This is a genomic window from Pseudomonas sp. R45(2017) (genome assembly GCF_002112305.1).
Classification (GTDB): domain Bacteria; phylum Pseudomonadota; class Gammaproteobacteria; order Pseudomonadales; family Pseudomonadaceae; genus Aquipseudomonas; species Aquipseudomonas paraglycinae.
This window is the reverse complement of the sequence record NZ_NEHH01000007.1, coordinates 140,579-157,079: the sequence shown is the minus strand read 5'-3', so window position 1 is coordinate 157,079 and position 16,501 is coordinate 140,579. Positions and strand designations below refer to the sequence as shown.

General features: G+C 60.2%; 16 protein-coding genes. All 16 read left to right on the top strand.

Going from position 1 to position 16,501, the window contains the following annotated elements; genetic code table 11:
* Positions 1 to 9 precede the first annotated feature (9 nt).
* The 16 genes from CAF74_RS17545 (at position 10) to CAF74_RS17470 (ending at position 16,471) form a co-directional block, all read left to right on the top strand.
* Positions 10 to 747, top strand: a complete 738-nt coding sequence (locus tag CAF74_RS17545) for a cephalosporin hydroxylase family protein (protein WP_007958324.1) — start codon at positions 10 to 12, stop codon at positions 745 to 747.
* Between the two features lie 55 nt (positions 748 to 802).
* A complete protein-coding gene (locus tag CAF74_RS17540) occupies positions 803 to 3,718 on the top strand; it encodes a TIGR00180 family glycosyltransferase (protein ID WP_085747124.1) in 2,916 nt (971 codons plus the stop codon).
* 30 nt (positions 3,719 to 3,748) lie between these two features.
* Positions 3,749 to 4,750 (top strand): UDP-N-acetylglucosamine 4,6-dehydratase (inverting), encoded by a 1,002-nt coding sequence (gene pseB, locus CAF74_RS17535; protein WP_085747123.1) that lies wholly within the window; start codon positions 3,749 to 3,751, stop codon positions 4,748 to 4,750.
* The gene (gene pseC, locus CAF74_RS17530; RefSeq protein ID WP_085747122.1) at positions 4,747 to 5,904 is read left to right on the top strand and encodes a UDP-4-amino-4,6-dideoxy-N-acetyl-beta-L-altrosamine transaminase; all 1,158 of its coding nucleotides are present in this window, start codon (positions 4,747 to 4,749) and stop codon (positions 5,902 to 5,904) included. Before pseB ends, pseC begins: the two co-directional genes overlap by 4 nt.
* Before the next feature lie 30 nt (positions 5,905 to 5,934).
* Positions 5,935 to 6,555 carry a pseudaminic acid biosynthesis-associated methylase gene (locus CAF74_RS17525; RefSeq protein WP_085747121.1) on the top strand — a complete coding sequence of 207 codons (621 nt, stop codon included), beginning with the start codon at positions 5,935 to 5,937 and terminating at the stop codon, positions 6,553 to 6,555.
* Entirely contained in the window at positions 6,552 to 7,247 is a 696-nt protein-coding gene (pseF, locus tag CAF74_RS17520) for a pseudaminic acid cytidylyltransferase (RefSeq protein WP_085747120.1), read from the top strand. Before CAF74_RS17525 ends, pseF begins: the two co-directional genes overlap by 4 nt.
* The gene (pseG, locus tag CAF74_RS17515) at positions 7,244 to 8,746 is read left to right on the top strand and encodes a UDP-2,4-diacetamido-2,4,6-trideoxy-beta-L-altropyranose hydrolase (RefSeq protein WP_085747119.1); all 1,503 of its coding nucleotides are present in this window, start codon (positions 7,244 to 7,246) and stop codon (positions 8,744 to 8,746) included. The genes pseF and pseG overlap by 4 nt, the downstream gene beginning before the upstream one ends.
* Positions 8,743 to 9,795: a pseudaminic acid synthase gene (gene pseI, locus CAF74_RS17510; RefSeq protein ID WP_085747118.1), complete on the top strand. Its 1,053-nt coding sequence runs from the start codon at positions 8,743 to 8,745 to the stop codon at positions 9,793 to 9,795. Before pseG ends, pseI begins: the two co-directional genes overlap by 4 nt.
* A gap of 226 nt (positions 9,796 to 10,021) precedes the next feature.
* Positions 10,022 to 10,948 carry a ketoacyl-ACP synthase III gene (locus tag CAF74_RS17505; RefSeq protein WP_085611535.1) on the top strand — a complete coding sequence of 309 codons (927 nt, stop codon included), beginning with the start codon at positions 10,022 to 10,024 and terminating at the stop codon, positions 10,946 to 10,948.
* Between the two features lie 86 nt (positions 10,949 to 11,034).
* A complete protein-coding gene (locus tag CAF74_RS17500) occupies positions 11,035 to 12,327 on the top strand; it encodes a motility associated factor glycosyltransferase family protein (RefSeq protein WP_085747117.1) in 1,293 nt (430 codons plus the stop codon).
* A complete protein-coding gene (locus tag CAF74_RS17495) occupies positions 12,324 to 12,590 on the top strand; it encodes a hypothetical protein (RefSeq protein WP_085747116.1) in 267 nt (88 codons plus the stop codon). The genes CAF74_RS17500 and CAF74_RS17495 overlap by 4 nt, the downstream gene beginning before the upstream one ends.
* A gap of 243 nt (positions 12,591 to 12,833) precedes the next feature.
* A complete protein-coding gene (locus tag CAF74_RS17490; protein WP_007920059.1) occupies positions 12,834 to 13,685 on the top strand; it encodes a flagellin domain-containing protein in 852 nt (283 codons plus the stop codon).
* A gap of 71 nt (positions 13,686 to 13,756) precedes the next feature.
* Positions 13,757 to 14,113 (top strand): flagellar protein FlaG, encoded by a 357-nt coding sequence (locus tag CAF74_RS17485; protein ID WP_085747115.1) that lies wholly within the window; start codon positions 13,757 to 13,759, stop codon positions 14,111 to 14,113.
* Between the two features lie 80 nt (positions 14,114 to 14,193).
* On the top strand, positions 14,194 to 15,636 hold the full coding sequence (gene fliD / locus CAF74_RS17480) for a flagellar filament capping protein FliD (protein ID WP_085747114.1): 1,443 nt from the start codon (positions 14,194 to 14,196) through the stop codon (positions 15,634 to 15,636).
* A gap of 129 nt (positions 15,637 to 15,765) precedes the next feature.
* The gene (gene fliS / locus CAF74_RS17475; protein ID WP_007958302.1) at positions 15,766 to 16,164 is read left to right on the top strand and encodes a flagellar export chaperone FliS; all 399 of its coding nucleotides are present in this window, start codon (positions 15,766 to 15,768) and stop codon (positions 16,162 to 16,164) included.
* Between the two features lie 10 nt (positions 16,165 to 16,174).
* Positions 16,175 to 16,471: a hypothetical protein gene (locus tag CAF74_RS17470; RefSeq protein ID WP_007958300.1), complete on the top strand. Its 297-nt coding sequence runs from the start codon at positions 16,175 to 16,177 to the stop codon at positions 16,469 to 16,471.
* The last annotated feature ends 30 nt before the right edge of the window (positions 16,472 to 16,501 follow it).

The following is a 16,501-nucleotide window of genomic DNA, read 5'->3' as shown; positions in this document are numbered from 1 at the left end:
ATTTTGAAAATGACCGACAACAGCATCAACAAAGCTTTCGAAGCCGAATGCCGCGAGCAGATCGCCCAGCAGGGTGACGACCAGAAACTGACGGGCCTGGCCCGCGATTTCTTCAACGAATCGGCCAAACACAAGTACAGCTACCACTTCTCGTGGATGGGCCGTCCGATCATCCAGCTGCCGCAAGACATGATGGCCATGCAGGAAATCATCTGGCAGGTGAAGCCGGATCTGGTCATCGAGTGCGGCATCGCCCACGGCGGTTCGATCATCTACTACGCCTCCCTGCTGGAACTGCAAGGTCACGGTGAAGTGCTGGGCATCGATCTGGACATCCGTCCGCACAATCGCGAAGCCATCGAAAGCCATCCGATGAGCAAGCGCATCAAGATGATCGAAGGTTCGAGCATCGACCCGGCCATCGCTGCCCAGGTGCGCGCGGCTGCCGAAGGCAAGAAAGTCATTCTGGTGCTCGATTCCAACCACACCCACGACCACGTGCTCGAAGAGCTGCGCCTCTACGCGCCACTGGTTTCGGTCGACAGCTACTGCGTGGTGATGGACACCGTGGTTGAAGACATGCCGGCCGATTTCTTCCCGGATCGTCCATGGGGCCCGGGCGACAACCCGAAGACCGCCGTGTGGAAATACCTGGAAGAGAACAAGGATTTCGAGATCGATGTGCAGCTGCAGAACAAGCTGCTGATCACTGTGGCGCCGGACGGCTATCTGCGTCGCGTTCGTTAATTCGCAACATCACCAAAGCGTTGTCTCGGCGAGTCGCCGGTTGTGGAGAGAAGTTATGCAAGGCAAGTTCGGTTCTGAATTGACGCTACCGCTCAACGAGCTGTTGACCGTGGTGCTGATTACGCACAATCGTCCGGCGTTCCTGCGTCGGGCGGTGAAGTATTACAGCAGCTTGCCCTGCAAAATCATGGTGCTGGACTCCACGATCGAGCGGCCCGAGGGGGATTTTTCCGCCGTTGATTATCACCACGTGCCGCAGTTTGCCTACTGGGGCATGCAGGCCAAGCTGGCTTACGGTGTCGAGCGACTGACCACGCCGTACATGGTGCTGGCAGCCGATGACGACTTCATCCTGCACGATTCGCTGGCCGAGTCCGTGAGCTTCCTGCACGCGAACCAGGACTATGGCATGTGCCACGGCTATTGCCTGATGTACCTGACGCTGACCAACGGCGTGAACTACTACCGTCGGGACAAGAAGGTTCAGGAAGACTACGCGTCGGAGCGGGCTCAGGATCGGGTTATCGATTACATGAGTCAGTACATCCCGCCGTTCTATGCGGTGACGCGTACCGACCTGATGAAAACCTGGCACTCGGCATTGCCGGCCGGCACCAATTTTCAATGGCAGGAAATCGGCCACGTGTATTTCCTGCTGGCCAGTGCCAAGGCACGGATTCTGCCGATTCCCTATGTGGTCCGCGAGATCAACTACGGCGTCTCCGAGCACAACACCGATGTGTTCCATTCGCTGACCTACGTCGATAGCAAATCGGTCGCCGAGCGAGAGGCCTTTGCCGAGTTCCTCACCTCGTTGCCTTGCGCTATCGAAGGCCTGGACGCCATGCAGGCCAAAGCGTTTGCGCTGGAAAGTTTCGACGCGATGGCCGAGAGCCTGCGCAGCGGTCGTGCACTGACCGCGGAACTGATTTTCGAATCGGTCTGGAGTCAGGAAAAGAAGGTGCCGGATCGTCGTTTCGGGCCGCTGCAGTACGTCGAAATGCCTTTCTACAACCAGGCGTTTTTCGACCGTCTGGAACAGTTCGAATTCATGCTTCACGCCATGCCGGCCGGTCGCATTCAGCTGGAAGGGCTGGAGGGCGTATGGACGCGTCAGGCGCACTTGCTGCAGGCGCGCAATAACGACACGGCAGAAAGCGTGACTGACCGGTTGTGGCAGGCGCACGACCTCAATGCGTTCAACCAGACGGTCGTCAAACGCCTGTCGACGCAACTGCAGGCGTCGGATGAGGACGAAGCGGCGCATGCCCTGAACGACTGGATCGCTCGCCTCGAGGCGTTTGCGGACGATGACCAGCAGGCCATGTTCGACAAAACGAAGTCCGGTCGCCTGCTCAAGTGGCTGGCTGCCCGCGAGCCGTCCGCCGAACAATCGCAGGCGATTGCCCGTCACCTGGCGGTCAACGGCGGCGGCCCGCAGTTCGGTATTTTCCTGCTGGACCTGGATAACGACATCGACAAGTTGCAGGTCTCGCTCGACAGCCTGCTTGAGGGCCACTGCAAAGCGTTCAGGATTGTCGTGTTCACCACCGGTGAAGCGCCGAGCGCGACCACCGCGCAGAACACCCTGCACTTTGTCCGCGTGACCCAGAGCAACTTTGTCGACAAGCTCAATCAGAGTGCCCAGCAGTCGCCTTGCGACTGGCTGCTGCTGGCACAGGCCGGCGATCAGTTCACCGCCAGCGGCTTGTTGCGCGCCAGCCTGGAACTGATGGACGCGGCCCCGATACGTGCAGTCGCCACCGACGAGATCCAGCGCCAGGAGAGCGGCGCGCTGGTTGACGTGTTCCGCCCGGGTATCAATCTTGATCTGCTGCAAAGCGTGCCGTCGCTGATGGCGCGTCACTGGCTGGTCCGTCGCGACGTCCTGCTGGATGCGGGTGGCTATCAGGCCGACTTCAACAAGGCGCTGGAACTGGACTTGCTGCTGCGCATCATCGAGCAGGGTGGTCTGGACGGTTTGGCACACCTTGACGAACCCTTGCTGATCACTCAGGCAGTGGCCCCGGAAGAGAATGCCCACGAGCGTCAGGCCTTGCTGCGCCATCTGGGTAATCGTGGCTACAAGGCCAAGGTCAACTCGACCCTGCCGGGTACCTGGCAGATTGATTATCGTCATGCCGAGCAGCCGCTGGTGTCGATCATTGTGCCGGTCATCGATGATGTGCGTGCGTTGCAGCGCTGCCTGGAAAGCGTGGTGCTCAAGACCCGCTACAGCCGCTTTGAGGTCCTGGTGGCGGCCAATCCGAATACGTCCGCCGAGGTCAACGATTGGCTGGGCTCCCTGCAGCACGCCAAGGTGCGCGTGCTGCGTGCCGATCAGCCGTTGTGTGACTCAGCGCTGTGCAACGCCGCCAGCGAGCAGGCGCAAGGCGATTATCTGGTGCTGTTGGCGGCGGACAGTGAGGTGGTCAACCCGAACTGGATCGACTTGCTGCTCAACCACGCACTGCGGCCGGAAGTGGGCATCGTCGGTGGCAAACTGGTGAGCCGCGACGGCAAGGTTGCTCAGGCCGGCTTGATCCTCGGTCTCAACGATGGCGTCGGTTCGCCGTTCATCGGCGAGAAGCACAGCGCCGAGGGTTACATGCAGCGCCTGGCCGTCGAGCAGAATTACTCGGCCGTGTCCAAGGTCTGCCTGATGATCGGCAAAGAGCTGTTCAATGCGCTGGGCGGTCTCGATGAAGTGACGTTCGCTGACGGCTTCAGCGATGTCGACCTGTGCCTGAAGGCGGGTCAGGCCGGCTATCTCAATGTGTGGACGCCACTGGTGCAGGTGCTGCACACCGGCGAGCTGCCGCAGGCACCGCAAGCCCTGGCGGCCTTGCGTGAAAAATGGAGCACGGCCTTTGCCCAGGATCCGGCCTACAACGCCAACCTGGCGCTGAACGGCAAAGGCTTTACCCTGGGCGAAAATACCTCGATCAATTGGGCACAGTTGCTCGCTTGAGCCTGCCGGGCAGGGAACAGGAATCAGAACATGTTCAACGGTAAGTCGATTTTCATCTCCGGCGGCACCGGCTCGTTCGGGCGCAAGTTCATCGCGCGCCTGCTCGAGCAATACCAGCCCAAGCGCGTGGTGGTGTTCTCCCGGGATGAGCTCAAGCAATACGAAATGCAGCAGACGTTCAACGCGCCGTGCATGCGTTACTTCCTCGGTGACGTGCGCGACGCCGATCGTCTGCGCCAGGCCATGCGTGGCATCGATTACGTGGTGCATGCCGCGGCGTTGAAGCAGGTGCCGGCGGCGGAATACAACCCGACCGAATGCATCCGCACCAACGTCAACGGCGCGGAAAACATCATCGCCGCTGCCATCGACAACGGCGTGAAGAAAGTCGTCGCGCTGTCCACCGACAAGGCCGCGAGCCCGATCAACCTGTACGGTGCCACCAAGTTGCTGTCGGACAAGTTGTTCGTCGCGGCCAACAATATCGCCGGTGAACAGCAGACGCGTTTCGCCGTGGTGCGCTACGGCAACGTGGCGGGTTCGCGCGGGTCAGTGGTGCCGTTCTTCAGCAAGCTCATCGCCGACGGCGCGACAGAGCTGCCGATCACCGATGAGCGCATGACCCGGTTCTGGATCACCCTCGATCACGGTGTGCAATTTGTGCTCGACAGCTTTGCGCGGATGCACGGCGGTGAAGTGTTCGTGCCGAAGATTCCGTCGATTCGCGTGGTCGATCTGGCGCGTGGCATGGCCGAGCATCTGCCGTACAAGAACGTCGGCATTCGTCCGGGCGAGAAGCTGCACGAGTTGATGGTGCCGCTGGACGATGCGCGGATGACCCTGGAGTTCGCCGATCACTACACCATCCAGCCGTCGATTCGCTTCACCAGCGTCGATGTGGATTTTGCCGAGGACAAACTCGGTGAGCGTGGCGTACCGGTTGGCGAAGACTTCGAGTACCGCTCCGACACCAACCCGCACTTCCTCTCGGTAGGACAGATCGCCGACCTGCACGCGAAGCTGTCGGTATGATCCCCTACGGTCGGCAAAGCCTCGACCAGGCGGACATCGACGCGGTCGTCGAGGTGTTGCAGTCCGACTGGTTGACCCAGGGCCCGACTATCGAGCGCTTCGAGCAGGCGATGGCCGAGCGTTGTCAGGCCGACTTCGCCGTGGCGGTGTGCAACGCCACGGCGGCGCTGCACATTGCCTGTCTCGCGGCGGGGCTCGGCGCGGGCGACCGCTTGTGGACCACGCCGAACACCTTTCTCGCGTCGGCCAATTGCGGCCGTTACTGCGGCGCCGACGTTGATTTCGTGGACATCGATCCGCTGACCTGGAACCTCGATGCCGAAGTCCTGGCGAGCAAACTCGATGCTGCCGAACGGGACGGCACGCTGCCCAAAGTGCTGGTGGCGGTGGCGTTCTCCGGGCAGAGCTGCGACATGCGGCGGATTGCCGAACTGGCCGAGCGCTACAACTTCACGGTGATCGAAGACGCTTCCCACGCGGTCGGCGCAAGCTATGCCGGGCGTCCGGTGGGCTGCGGTGAATTTGCCGCGATGACCGTGTTCAGCTTCCACCCGGTGAAGATCATCACCAGCGGCGAAGGCGGCATGGTGCTGACCAATCGCCCGGAAATGGCCGAGCGCCTGCAACGCCTGCGCAGCCACGGCATGACCCGCGATCCGCAGCAGATGACCGAGCCCAGCCACGGCCCGTGGTACTACCAGCAGGTCGAGCTGGGGTTCAATTACCGGATCACCGATCTGCAAGCCGCGCTGGGCCTGTCGCAATTGAGCAAGCTGGACGAATTCATTGCCCGTCGACGGGAGCTGGCCGCGCGTTACGACCGCTTGCTGGCGTACTTGCCGGTGACTGTGCCGAGCCTCCAGCCGGAGGCCGAATCGGCCTGGCATCTTTATGTGGTGCGTTTGCAGACCGAGCGCATCAGCCTCAGTCACCGTCAGGTGTTCGAAGGCTTGCGTGCCGCCGGCATCGGCGTGAACCTGCACTACATTCCGGTGCATCTGCAGCCGTACTATCGTGACCTGGGTTTTGCCGAAGGTGACTTCCCCGAAGCCGAGCGTTATTACGCCGAAGCGATCAGCCTGCCGCTGTTTCCGTTGCTGAGCGATCAGCAGCAGGACTATGTGGTCGAGCAATTGCGTCGGTTGACTGAATGATTGCCGCTGCGGCGGTGGATGGAAACGGTAATGCGTGATCTGAGCGAGCAGGAACAATTCTGGCAAGGCGAATTCGGCAACCAGTACGTCGATCGCAACGTCGGCCAGCCACTGATGGCGGCCAATCTGGCGTTGTTCGCCAAGGCGCTGACCCGGGCCGGACGGATCGACAGTTTGCTGGAACTGGGCACCAACGCCGGCAACAACTTGCAGGCGCTGCGTCAGCTGCTGCCGCGTTGCGAGCTGTTCGGGGTCGAAATCAATGCCAGTGCCTGTGCCCAGGCGCGTGCGCTGGAAATTGCGAATATCTGGCACGGTTCGCTGTTCGATTTTCCCCGTGAACGCCAATACGACCTGACCCTGAGCAAAGGCGTGCTGATCCATCTGGCGCCGGAGCTGTTGGCGACGGCGTATGCGCAGTTGTATGCGTTGAGTTCGCGCTACATCCTGATCGCCGAGTACTACAATCCGTCGCCGGTGGAAGTGTCCTATCGCGGCAACAGTGGAAAACTGTTCAAACGCGATTTTGCCGGGGAAATGCTTGACCGTTATCCTGATCTGCAACTGCTGGATTACGGCTTCGGGTATCGCCGCGACCCGCAATTCCCGGTCGACGACATCACTTGGTTCCTGCTGGAAAAACGTCCTTGAACAACGTCGCAATCATCCCGGCCCGTGGGGGCAGCAAGCGCATCCCGCGCAAGAATCTCAAGCCGTTCGACGGTGTGCCGATGATTGTCCGTTCGATACGCACGGCCCTCGATTCAGGGTTGTTCGAGCAGGTGATGGTCAGCACCGACGACGCAGAGATCGCAGACGTGGCGCGGGCCAACGGTGCTCACGTGCCGTTCATGCGTCCGGCGGAACTGGCCGATGATTTCACCGGCACTGCGGCAGTGATCGTGCATGCCTTGCAGCAACTGCCGGCCTTCGAATACGCCTGCTGTGTGTATGCCACGGCGCCGCTGTTGCAGGCGCGGTTTCTGCGTCAGGGCCTGGAGTTGCTGGCGCAGCATCCGGACAAGTCCTTTGCTTTTTCAGTCACTGATTTCGGCTTTCCGGTGCAGCGCGCCCTGACCCTGGACGGGCAGGGCGCACTGACGGCGTTGTACCCCGAGTTTCGCAATACCCGTTCGCAGGATCTGCCGGCTGCCTTTCAGGATGCCGGCCAGTTCTATTGGGGCCGCAGCGAGGCGTGGCTGGCTGGCGAAGTGCTGTATTCGCCGGCCAGTCTGCCGGTGATCCTGCCCCGGCATCTGGTGCAGGACATCGATACCGCCGAAGACTGGAAGCGTGCCGAGTACCTCTACGCCGCCCTCAAGGCTGGCGGAGAGTTGCAATGAGAGTGCTGATCCGCGCCGACGCCTCGCCGACCATTGGCAGCGGCCACATCGCCCGGTGCCTGACGCTGGCGCGAGTGCTGCGCACCCAAGGCAGTCATGTCGCGTTTGCCTGCCGTCGTTTGCCGGGGCATCGGCTTGATGCGTTGCGGAGCGAAGGCTTCGAGACCTTCGCGTTGCCGGAGCGCTACGCCGGTGAAGACCCGGAGCAGGCCATCGAATCGATGCTGCCGTGGCAGGCGGATATCGATGCACTGGCGACGCAACTGGAAGGGCAGCCTGAGTTTGACTGGGTCATCGCCGATCACTACGGCCTCGACCATCACTGGCAGACCGCAGCTCGTCGCTTCGCACCACGGATCGCCGCCGTCGACGATCTGGCGACCCGGCGCTACAGCGTGGATCTGCTGCTCAATCAGAACCTCTCGGGGCTCAGCGAAAACTATCAGCCGCTGCTGCCGACCGGTTGTCGAACGCTGCTCGGTCCACGCTTCGCCATGCTGCGCGAAGAATTCAGTGGCCCAGCCATCGAGATCAAACCGGTGGCGCGCCGGGTGCTGGTGAATTTCGGCGGCTTCGATGCGGCGCGCCAGACCCATCACGCGATGCTGGCGCTGACGGATTTTTCGGCGCTTGAAGTGGATTTCGTCGCCGGTGCCGACAACCCGGCCTGGGCAGAGATGCAGGCGTTGGCCGAAACGCGGCCGCACTGGCGGCTGCACAGTTTTGTCAGCGATTTTCATCGGCGCATGACCGAGGCCGACCTGTTTATCGGTGCCGGCGGCGGCACCAGTTGGGAACGCGCGGCCCTGGGCCTGCCGACGATTTGCATTGCGGTGTCGAACAACCAGCAGGCCAACGGCGAGGTGATGGCGGCGGCCGGCGCGCATGTGTTCATGGGCGCGCGGGAGCAGGTCGGCGTCGAGCAACTGCGCGATGCGATTGGCTTTGTCGTGGGCAATTTTTATCTGCGCCAGAGCCTGTCCGAGCGTTCGCGGCATCTGGTCGACGGGCGCGGCGCGTTGCGGGTCGCAGCGGCACTGGCCGGTGCGGTGCTCAAGTTGCGTCTGGCGACGCCGGATGACGCGCAGTTGCTGTTCGAGGGGCGCAATGCAGAGGCGGTGCGCCGCTGGTCACTGGACAGCGGGGCGATTGACTGGACGCAACATGTGAACTGGCTGGGCGCGAGCCTGCGCAATCCTCAGCGGTTGCTGCTGGTGGCCGAGGCGGATGACGGCCCGGTCGGTGTCCTGCGCTACGATCTGCGCGGCTTTGAGGCAGAGGTCTCGCTGTATCTGTTCGAAGGGCGTCTGGGGCTCGGCTGGGGCAGGGCGCTGCTGGCGCAGGGGGAGACTTTTGTGGCTGCGCACTGGCCGCAGATGACCGCCATCACCGCCCAGGTATTGCCGGCCAATCAGCCCTCGATGAATGTTTTTCGTGACGCCGGGTTTACCCAGAGTGCCTGCGCGTTCACCAAGGTTTTGAAGGAATTCCGTCAATGAGCAGTTTCAATATTGGCAACCGCCGGATCGGTGCCGATGCGCCGCCGTTCATCATCGCGGAAATGAGCGGCAACCATAACCAGTCGCTGGACGTAGCCCTGCAGATTGTCGAAGCGGCGGCAAAGGCCGGTGCCCATGCCTTGAAGCTGCAAACCTACACCGCCGAAACCATGACTCTGGATCTGGCGCAAGGCGAGTTCTTCATCAAGGATCCGAACAGTCTGTGGGCCGGTACTTCGCTCTACGACCTGTATGAAAAGGCCCACACACCCTGGGAATGGCATGCGCCGATCTTCGCCCGGGCCAAAGAGCTGGGCATGCTCGCGTTTTCGACGCCGTTCGATGACAGCGCCGTGGACTTTCTCGAAAGCCTCGATGTGCCGGCCTACAAGATCGCCAGTTTCGAGAACACCGACCTGCCGCTGATCCGTCGTGTCGCGGCGACCGGCAAACCGCTGATCATTTCCACCGGCATGGCCAGCATCGCCGAACTCGACGAAACCGTGCGCGCCGCCCGTGAGGCGGGATGCAAGGATCTGGTGCTGCTCAAGTGCACCAGCACCTACCCGGCGACCCCGACCAACAGCAACGTGCGCACGATCCCGCATCTGCGTGAGTTGTTCGGTTGTGAGGTTGGGCTGTCAGACCATTCGATGGGTGTTGGCGTATCGGTGGCGGCGGTGGCGCTGGGTGCGACCGTGGTGGAAAAACACTTCACCCTCGACCGTGCGGCCGGTGGCGTGGACGCCAGTTTCTCGCTGGAACCGGCGGAACTGGCCAGTCTGGTGGTCGAGACCGAGCGCGCCTGGCAGGCCATGGGGCAGGTGCATTACGGGGTGACCGAGGCTGAGCAAAAGTCGCTGGTTTACCGCCGGTCGCTGTATGTCACGGCCGATATGGCGGCCGGTGAACTCTTCACTGTGGCTAATGTGCGCGCCATTCGTCCCGGTCTCGGCTTGCCGCCCAAGCACGCCGAAGCCGTCCTCGGGCGCCGTGCGCGCCAGCCGATCAAACGCGGTACGCCGCTGGACTGGTCATTGGTCGAATGACCCGATCTGTCACCGATTCGGCAAAATAGCGTGACCTGCGAGTCATAACGCGCATCTTCACTGTATTGTAATGACCGGGGAGATGGCGCCTGGCCCGTTTTCGGTTCCAGTGATAGCCCTTTGCGCTCCCCGTGGCTGCCCGTTGTGGCGGCCGTTTTCTGTTTGTCGGCGCCCCTCGAATCCTTGCGAGCGGTGGTATTGGGCTGTTTATTATTGGGAAGCCGTAATGATTGGCATAAAAAGCATTGCGAGCTACGTTCCTGTAGCCGGCGTGGACAATTACGCACAAGGTGCAAAATTCGAGAAGGATGAAGAATTCATCCTCGGCAAGATCGGTTCGGCCTTCCTCCCACGCAAAGACGCGGAACAGGAAACCTCCGATCTGTGCGTTGAAGCGGCCAATGCGCTGTTTGCCAACAACCCTGAACTGAAACGTGAATCCATCGATGCGCTGATCGTCGTCACCCAGAACGGTGACGAGGAAGGCCTGCCGCACACCGCGGCCATCGTCCAGGACAAACTCGGCCTGCCGACCAATGTCGCGGCGTTCGATATTTCCCTGGGCTGCTCCGGTTACGTCTACGGCATCTATGCGATCAAAGGCTTCATGGAAGCCGCCGGCCTGAAGAACGGCCTGCTGATCACAGCCGACCCGTATTCGAAGATCGTTGACCCGGAAGATCGCAACACCACCATGCTGTTCGGCGATGCTGCTACCGCCACCTGGATGGGTGAAGATCCGGTCTGGGCGCTGGGCAAGGCCAAGTTCGGCACCGACGGTTCCGGCGCACCGCACCTGAAAGTCACCGATGGTGTGTTTTTCATGAACGGCCGCCAAGTGTTCAACTTCGCGCTGCTCAAGGTGCCGGCGCACCTGCATGAACTGCTCGACGATTCCGGCCTGAAGGCCGATGACATCGATGCCTTCTGCATCCACCAGGGCAGTGCGGCGATTGTCGACGCCGTGGCGCGGCGCTTCGAAGGCGAGCCGGAGAAGTTCATCAAGGACATGGTCGAGACCGGCAACACCGTGTCGTCCAGTGTGCCGCTTCTGCTGGAAAAACACGTGATGGATTCCGACTGGAACCGCATCGCGATCAGTGGTTTCGGTGTCGGTCTGTCGTGGGGTTCGGCGATTATTTATCGTCCTTGAATCCGCTAAGAACGACGGATACAAAAATAGCGTTCAAGGGTTAACCTTGAACGCTATTTTTTTGCCTGAAGGGAGCGCGAGGCGCCATGAGTGAGTTTTTCCAGGCCAATGCTGAAGTCGTCGAGCGACGCTGGCCGGCGCTGTTCGCACGATTGCTGAACGAAGACAGTTCGGCGATTGAGGCCGAACTGACGCAAGGGCTGGGCTCGACGCTGAGCATTGGCGGCATTCAGCTCACCAGCCGGCATGATCGTGTCCGCGAGGCGCAGATTCAGGCCGCCAGCCTACCGGCGGACAAGCCGCAACTGCATGTCTACGGCACCGGCCTCGGGGATTTGCCCGCGGTGCTGCTGGAGCGCGCCGGGCTTGAGCGCTTGTATGTGCACATCCTCAATGGCGCGCTGTTTGCCCTGGTGCTGCAACTGCTCGATCAGCGTGAGTGGCTGCAGGAGCCGCGAGTTGAATTGCTCTACGCCGGCGACCTGCCCGACATCTGCACGCCATTCTTTGCATTGCCTGCCGAAATGCTGCTGGCCGATGACTTCAACGCGAAGATTCGTGATCGACTGGTCAGCGAAGTGCACTTGAGCTTCAACAACCGTGAGTTCGATCCGCAGTCACCGTTCATTCAACAGCGTCTGCAGGACTGCTTGCCGGTATTGCTTGCCGACGATGATGTGGCGACGCTGTTCGGCACCTGCACCGGTCGGGAGATCTATGTGATCGGCACCGGGCCGACGCTGGAACAGCATTTCGAACGTCTGGCCGCGATCCGCGAGCGGGCCGAGCGTCCGTTGTTCATTTGCGTCGATACCGCCTACCGGCCGCTGCGCGAGCACGGGATCGTGCCCGACTATGTGGTGAGCATCGATCAGCGCATCAGCTTCCGGCATTTGCCTTTCGAGGACTCCGACGGCATCCCGCTGGTGTACCTGCCCATGAGTGATCCCGAGGTGCTGAGGGCCTGGAAGGGCAAGCGTTACGGCGGCTACTCGGCCAGTCCGGTCTATGCGGCATTGCGTGAACAGCACCCGAGGGCGCTGCTGCATGTGGGTGGCAGTGTGATTCACCCGGCCGTGGACCTGGCGGTGAAGATGGGCGCTGCACGCATCACGCTGTTCGGTGCCGATTTTGCTTTCCCGATGAACAAGACCCATGCCGGCTGGAATGACGGTGACCTGGGGCCGTCGGTGAATCAGGCGCGGCACTGGGTGCGTGACGGGTATGGCCAGCGCGTCAGTACCCAGCTCAATTTTCGCGGTTATCTGTGCGTGCTGGAGCGATACATCGCCAGTCAGCCGCAGGTGGCATTTTTCAACAGCAGCCGGGCGGGTGCGCAGATTGCCGGAACAGCGTTCAATCAGGAGTTTGTGCAATGACTGCACTGCAAAGCTGGGTAGACGAATGCCATCAGTGCGCCGGGTTGTTCCGCCTGGGACGTGATGTCGAGGCGGCGTTGACCATGGTCGATGTGTTCGAGGGCGCGCAGCAGTCATTGCTGTCGGCCGGCACGCAGACGCAGCAAGTCTGGGCGCAATTGCTCGCACAAATGCTCGAGTGCCAGGAGCGTCAGGACTGGCTGGGACTTGCCGATTTCATGGAGTACGAGTTGATTCAATTGCTGGAAGAATCGTCCGCCTGAAGAGGAGCGAAGGCGCTGGCCCGCCGGTTTGCGCCACGGACGGTTTTATGACGTCATTTTTTCGAAGGTGAAGTGCTGCTAAGTCTTTGTTTTCTAGGGGGTGGCAGGGTGATGGCAAATTTTTTCAAAAAAGCCCTCAAGCAACCTGCAAACCCGACGATAACTATTACGAAGGTTCTCTAGGCCATACCCGGCGGTTGCCAGGGCCGGAAGCCGCAGTACCCAACCAACGAGGAATTCGTCATGGCTTTAACAGTAAACACCAACACCACGTCGTTGAACGTTCAGAAAAACCTGAACCGCGCTTCCGACGCTCTGTCGACTTCGATGCAGCGCCTGTCTTCCGGCCTGAAAATCAACAGCGCTAAAGACGACGCCGCTGGCCTGCAGATCTCCAACCGTATGTCTTCCCAGATCCGCGGTAACACCCAGGCAATCCAGAACGCCAACGACGGTATCTCCGTTGCCCAGACCGCTGAAGGCGCTCTGCAAGCTACTACCGACATTCTGCAGCGTATGCGTGAACTGGCTGTTAAAGCACGTAACGGTACCAACGGCACTGCTGACCAGACCGCTACCAACGCTGAATTCGCTCAGATGTCCGACGAGATCACCCGTATCTCGGCTTCGACCAACCTGAACGGCAAAAACCTGCTGGACGGTTCGGCTGGTACTGTAACCCTGCAAGTGGGTGCAAACACCGGTTCGGCTAACCACATCGACCTGGTACTGAGCTCCAAGTTCGACGCCGTCAGCCTGTCGGTTGGTAGCGGTACTCTGTCCCTGACCGGTGCTACCGTAACTGGCGCTTCGCAGAACATCGACAACGCGATCACTGCAATCGACGCCGCTATCGCTGCAATCGGTGCAACTCGTGCCAGCCTGGGTGCTTCGCAAAACCGTCTGACCAGCACCATTCAGAACTTGCAGAACATCACCGAGAACACCACTGCTGCACAAGGTCGCGTACAAGATACCGACTTCGCCGCAGAGACTGCTAACCTGACCAAGCAGCAAACCCTGCAACAGGCTTCGACCTCTGTTCTGGCTCAAGCCAACCAACTGCCTTCCGCTGTACTGAAGCTGCTTCAGTAATTTCGGAATGAGTTTTAGCGGGGGAGTGCGCTTGCGTGCTCTCTCGCTTTTTACGTTATGAGGTGATGAGCATGGACATGAGCGTCAAGCTTAACGTGTCTTATCCGGCTCCCAAGCCAGCCAGTACCGTTACCGACAAGCCGTCGGAAACCAAGCCTCAGACCGTTGATGCTGTTCCTGCCTCGAAAAAGAGCCAGGAAGCAGATGAAACCAAGCTGAAGCTGGCGGTGCAGGAGATCGAGAAGTTCGTTCAGTCGATCAAGCGCAATCTGGAATTTTCGATCGACGAGCATTCCGGCAAGGTCATCGTCAAGGTGATCGCAAGCGAGACGGGCGAGGTCGTACGACAGATCCCCTCCGCAGAAGCCCTGAAGCTGGCAGACAGCCTCGCCAACGCAAGTCACGTGTTGTTCGACGCCAAAGTCTGATAGCTGGCATGAATAGTGTTTGAAGTTCTTTAGGCGCAGGTATTGGTCAAAAGACTGGCAACAACCCAAGGGAGATGCACATGGCAAGTCCAATTTTACCGGGTTCGGGCCTGGGTTCCGGCCTGGACATCGGTGCGATCGTTACTGCGCTGGTCAACGCTGACAAATCGCCGAAGCAGACGCAGATCGATAACCAGACCAAAACCAACACGCTGAAAATTTCCGGTGTGGGTGCTCTGAAGAGCGCGCTGACCACCTTTCAGGCGGCATTGGCCACTCTGGGCAGCAAGACCAATCCCGCATTCGCCGGCTACACGGCGACATCGAGCGTGCCTGGAACGCTGACTGTAACTTCCGATAACACTGCGGTTTCGGGCTCTTACAGCGTTGTCGTGAAAGAACTGGCTACCGGTTCGAAGGTCGCCTCTGCAGCCTTTGCCGGCGGTGCATCCAGTGCCATTCCGAGTGGTACCCTGAAAATCAGTCAGAATGGCACTGATTACAATGTCACCATCCCGGCCAATGCGACCTTGCAGAGCACGCGTGATGCGATCAACAAGGCTCAGGGCAGTAATGGTATTTCCGCCAACATCGTGACCGACGCCACTGGCGCCTCTCGTCTGGTGATTGGTTCGAACAAGACCGGTGCGGGTTCCGATCTCTCTGTCAGCGGTATCGCCGGCCTGGAAATCGATGGCACCAAGGTCATGTCGGCTACGCCGGCGGCAGGTGATTCCGGTTCCGTGGGCGCGCTCGCCAAGGATGCGTCCCTGACCATCGATGGCCTGGCAGTCACCAGCAAGAGCAACACGGTTACCGGTGCGATCAGTGGCATGACCCTGAATCTGGTCGCTGCCAGCGCGACGCCGTCCACGGTTACCGTTGATACCAATACCAAAGGGCTGCAGACGTCGCTTCAGCAGTTCGTCGATGCCTACAATTCGCTCAAGACCACCGTTGACAGCCTGTCCAAAGCCACGCCGGATGAAGACGGCAAGCTGACCGTGCAGGCGGCGTTCACTGGCGATTCCTTGCCGCGTTCGTTGATTGCGAGCATTCGCGCCGAGTTTACCGGCGCGGGCGCGGGTGGCTCGATGGCCTATCTGTCGGAAGTGGGCATCATGACCGACTCCATTACCGGTAACCTGAAGCTCGACACCACTGCCTTCAACAAGGCCATGGCGGCTCCGGGGGCAACGGGTCAGGTACAGCAGTTGTTCAGTGGTACCAATGACACCAACGGTCTGCTGGCGCGCATGAGCAAGGCGGTTGACCCGTATCTCAAGACATCGGCCGACGGCAAGACTCAAGGTCTGCTGGATCAGCGACTGACGATCCTGAATGCCAATAGCCGGACGATTACCGATCAGCAAAAAGCCCTGGATGTCCGTGTGGCCAACCTGACCAAGACGTTGACTGCCAAGTACAACGCCATGGACTTGCTGGTAGGGCAGATGAAGGCGACGGCGAGCAACATTACGTCGTTCTTCAGCTCGCTGAACGCTCAGCAATCCGCGAAGTAACATGCAAAAACGACAAAAACCCGGCTACGCTTTCGAGCGTGCGCCGGGTTTTTGTCTTATGGTCTAAAGTTTTTCGACTCGCTGGCGATACACTGTTCATACGAGTCATTGTGGCAAATGAGGTAGAACATGAATCCGATGTTAGCCCTTCGGCAATACCAGAAAGTAGGTGCGCACGCTCAGACCTCTGAAGCGAGCCCTCATCGCCTGGTGCAAATGCTGATGGAAGGCGGTCTGGACCGTATCGCCCAGGCCAAAGGTGCGATCGAGCGCAAGGACATTCCTGCCAAGTGCACGTCGATCAGCAAGGCCATCGGCATCGTCAGCGGGCTGCGTGAAGGACTGGATCTGGAAAATTCCGCGGATACGCTGGCTGATCTGGACGGTCTTTACATCTACATGATGAAGCGTCTCGCCGAGGCGAACATCAGTAGCGATCCGCGTATTCTTGATGAGGTTGCCGGCTTGCTGAGCACCGTCAAAGAAGGCTGGGATGCGATCGCGCCTGCGCCCGCTCCGCAGTTCTGAGGAGATCACCATGAGTCTTGTATTGCAGCGAATCGAAGAAACCCGGGCAGCGTTGGTCGGAGCACTGGCCGAGCGCAACTGGGAGGCCATCGGTCAACTGGATCTCGATTGCCGTTCCTGCATGGAAGATGTCTTGAGTGAGGCTTCGGTGGACGAGGTCGCATTGCGCGACAACCTCGAGGAGTTGCTGCATGTCTACAAGCAGCTGCTTGAAGTCGCCATGGGTGAGCGTCAGGCGATAGTCGACGAGATGTCGCAGATCACCCAAGCGCAGAACGCGGCAAAGGTTTACCATCTGTTTGGTTAATTAACCCCCAGTTAATCCAGACATGTGCGC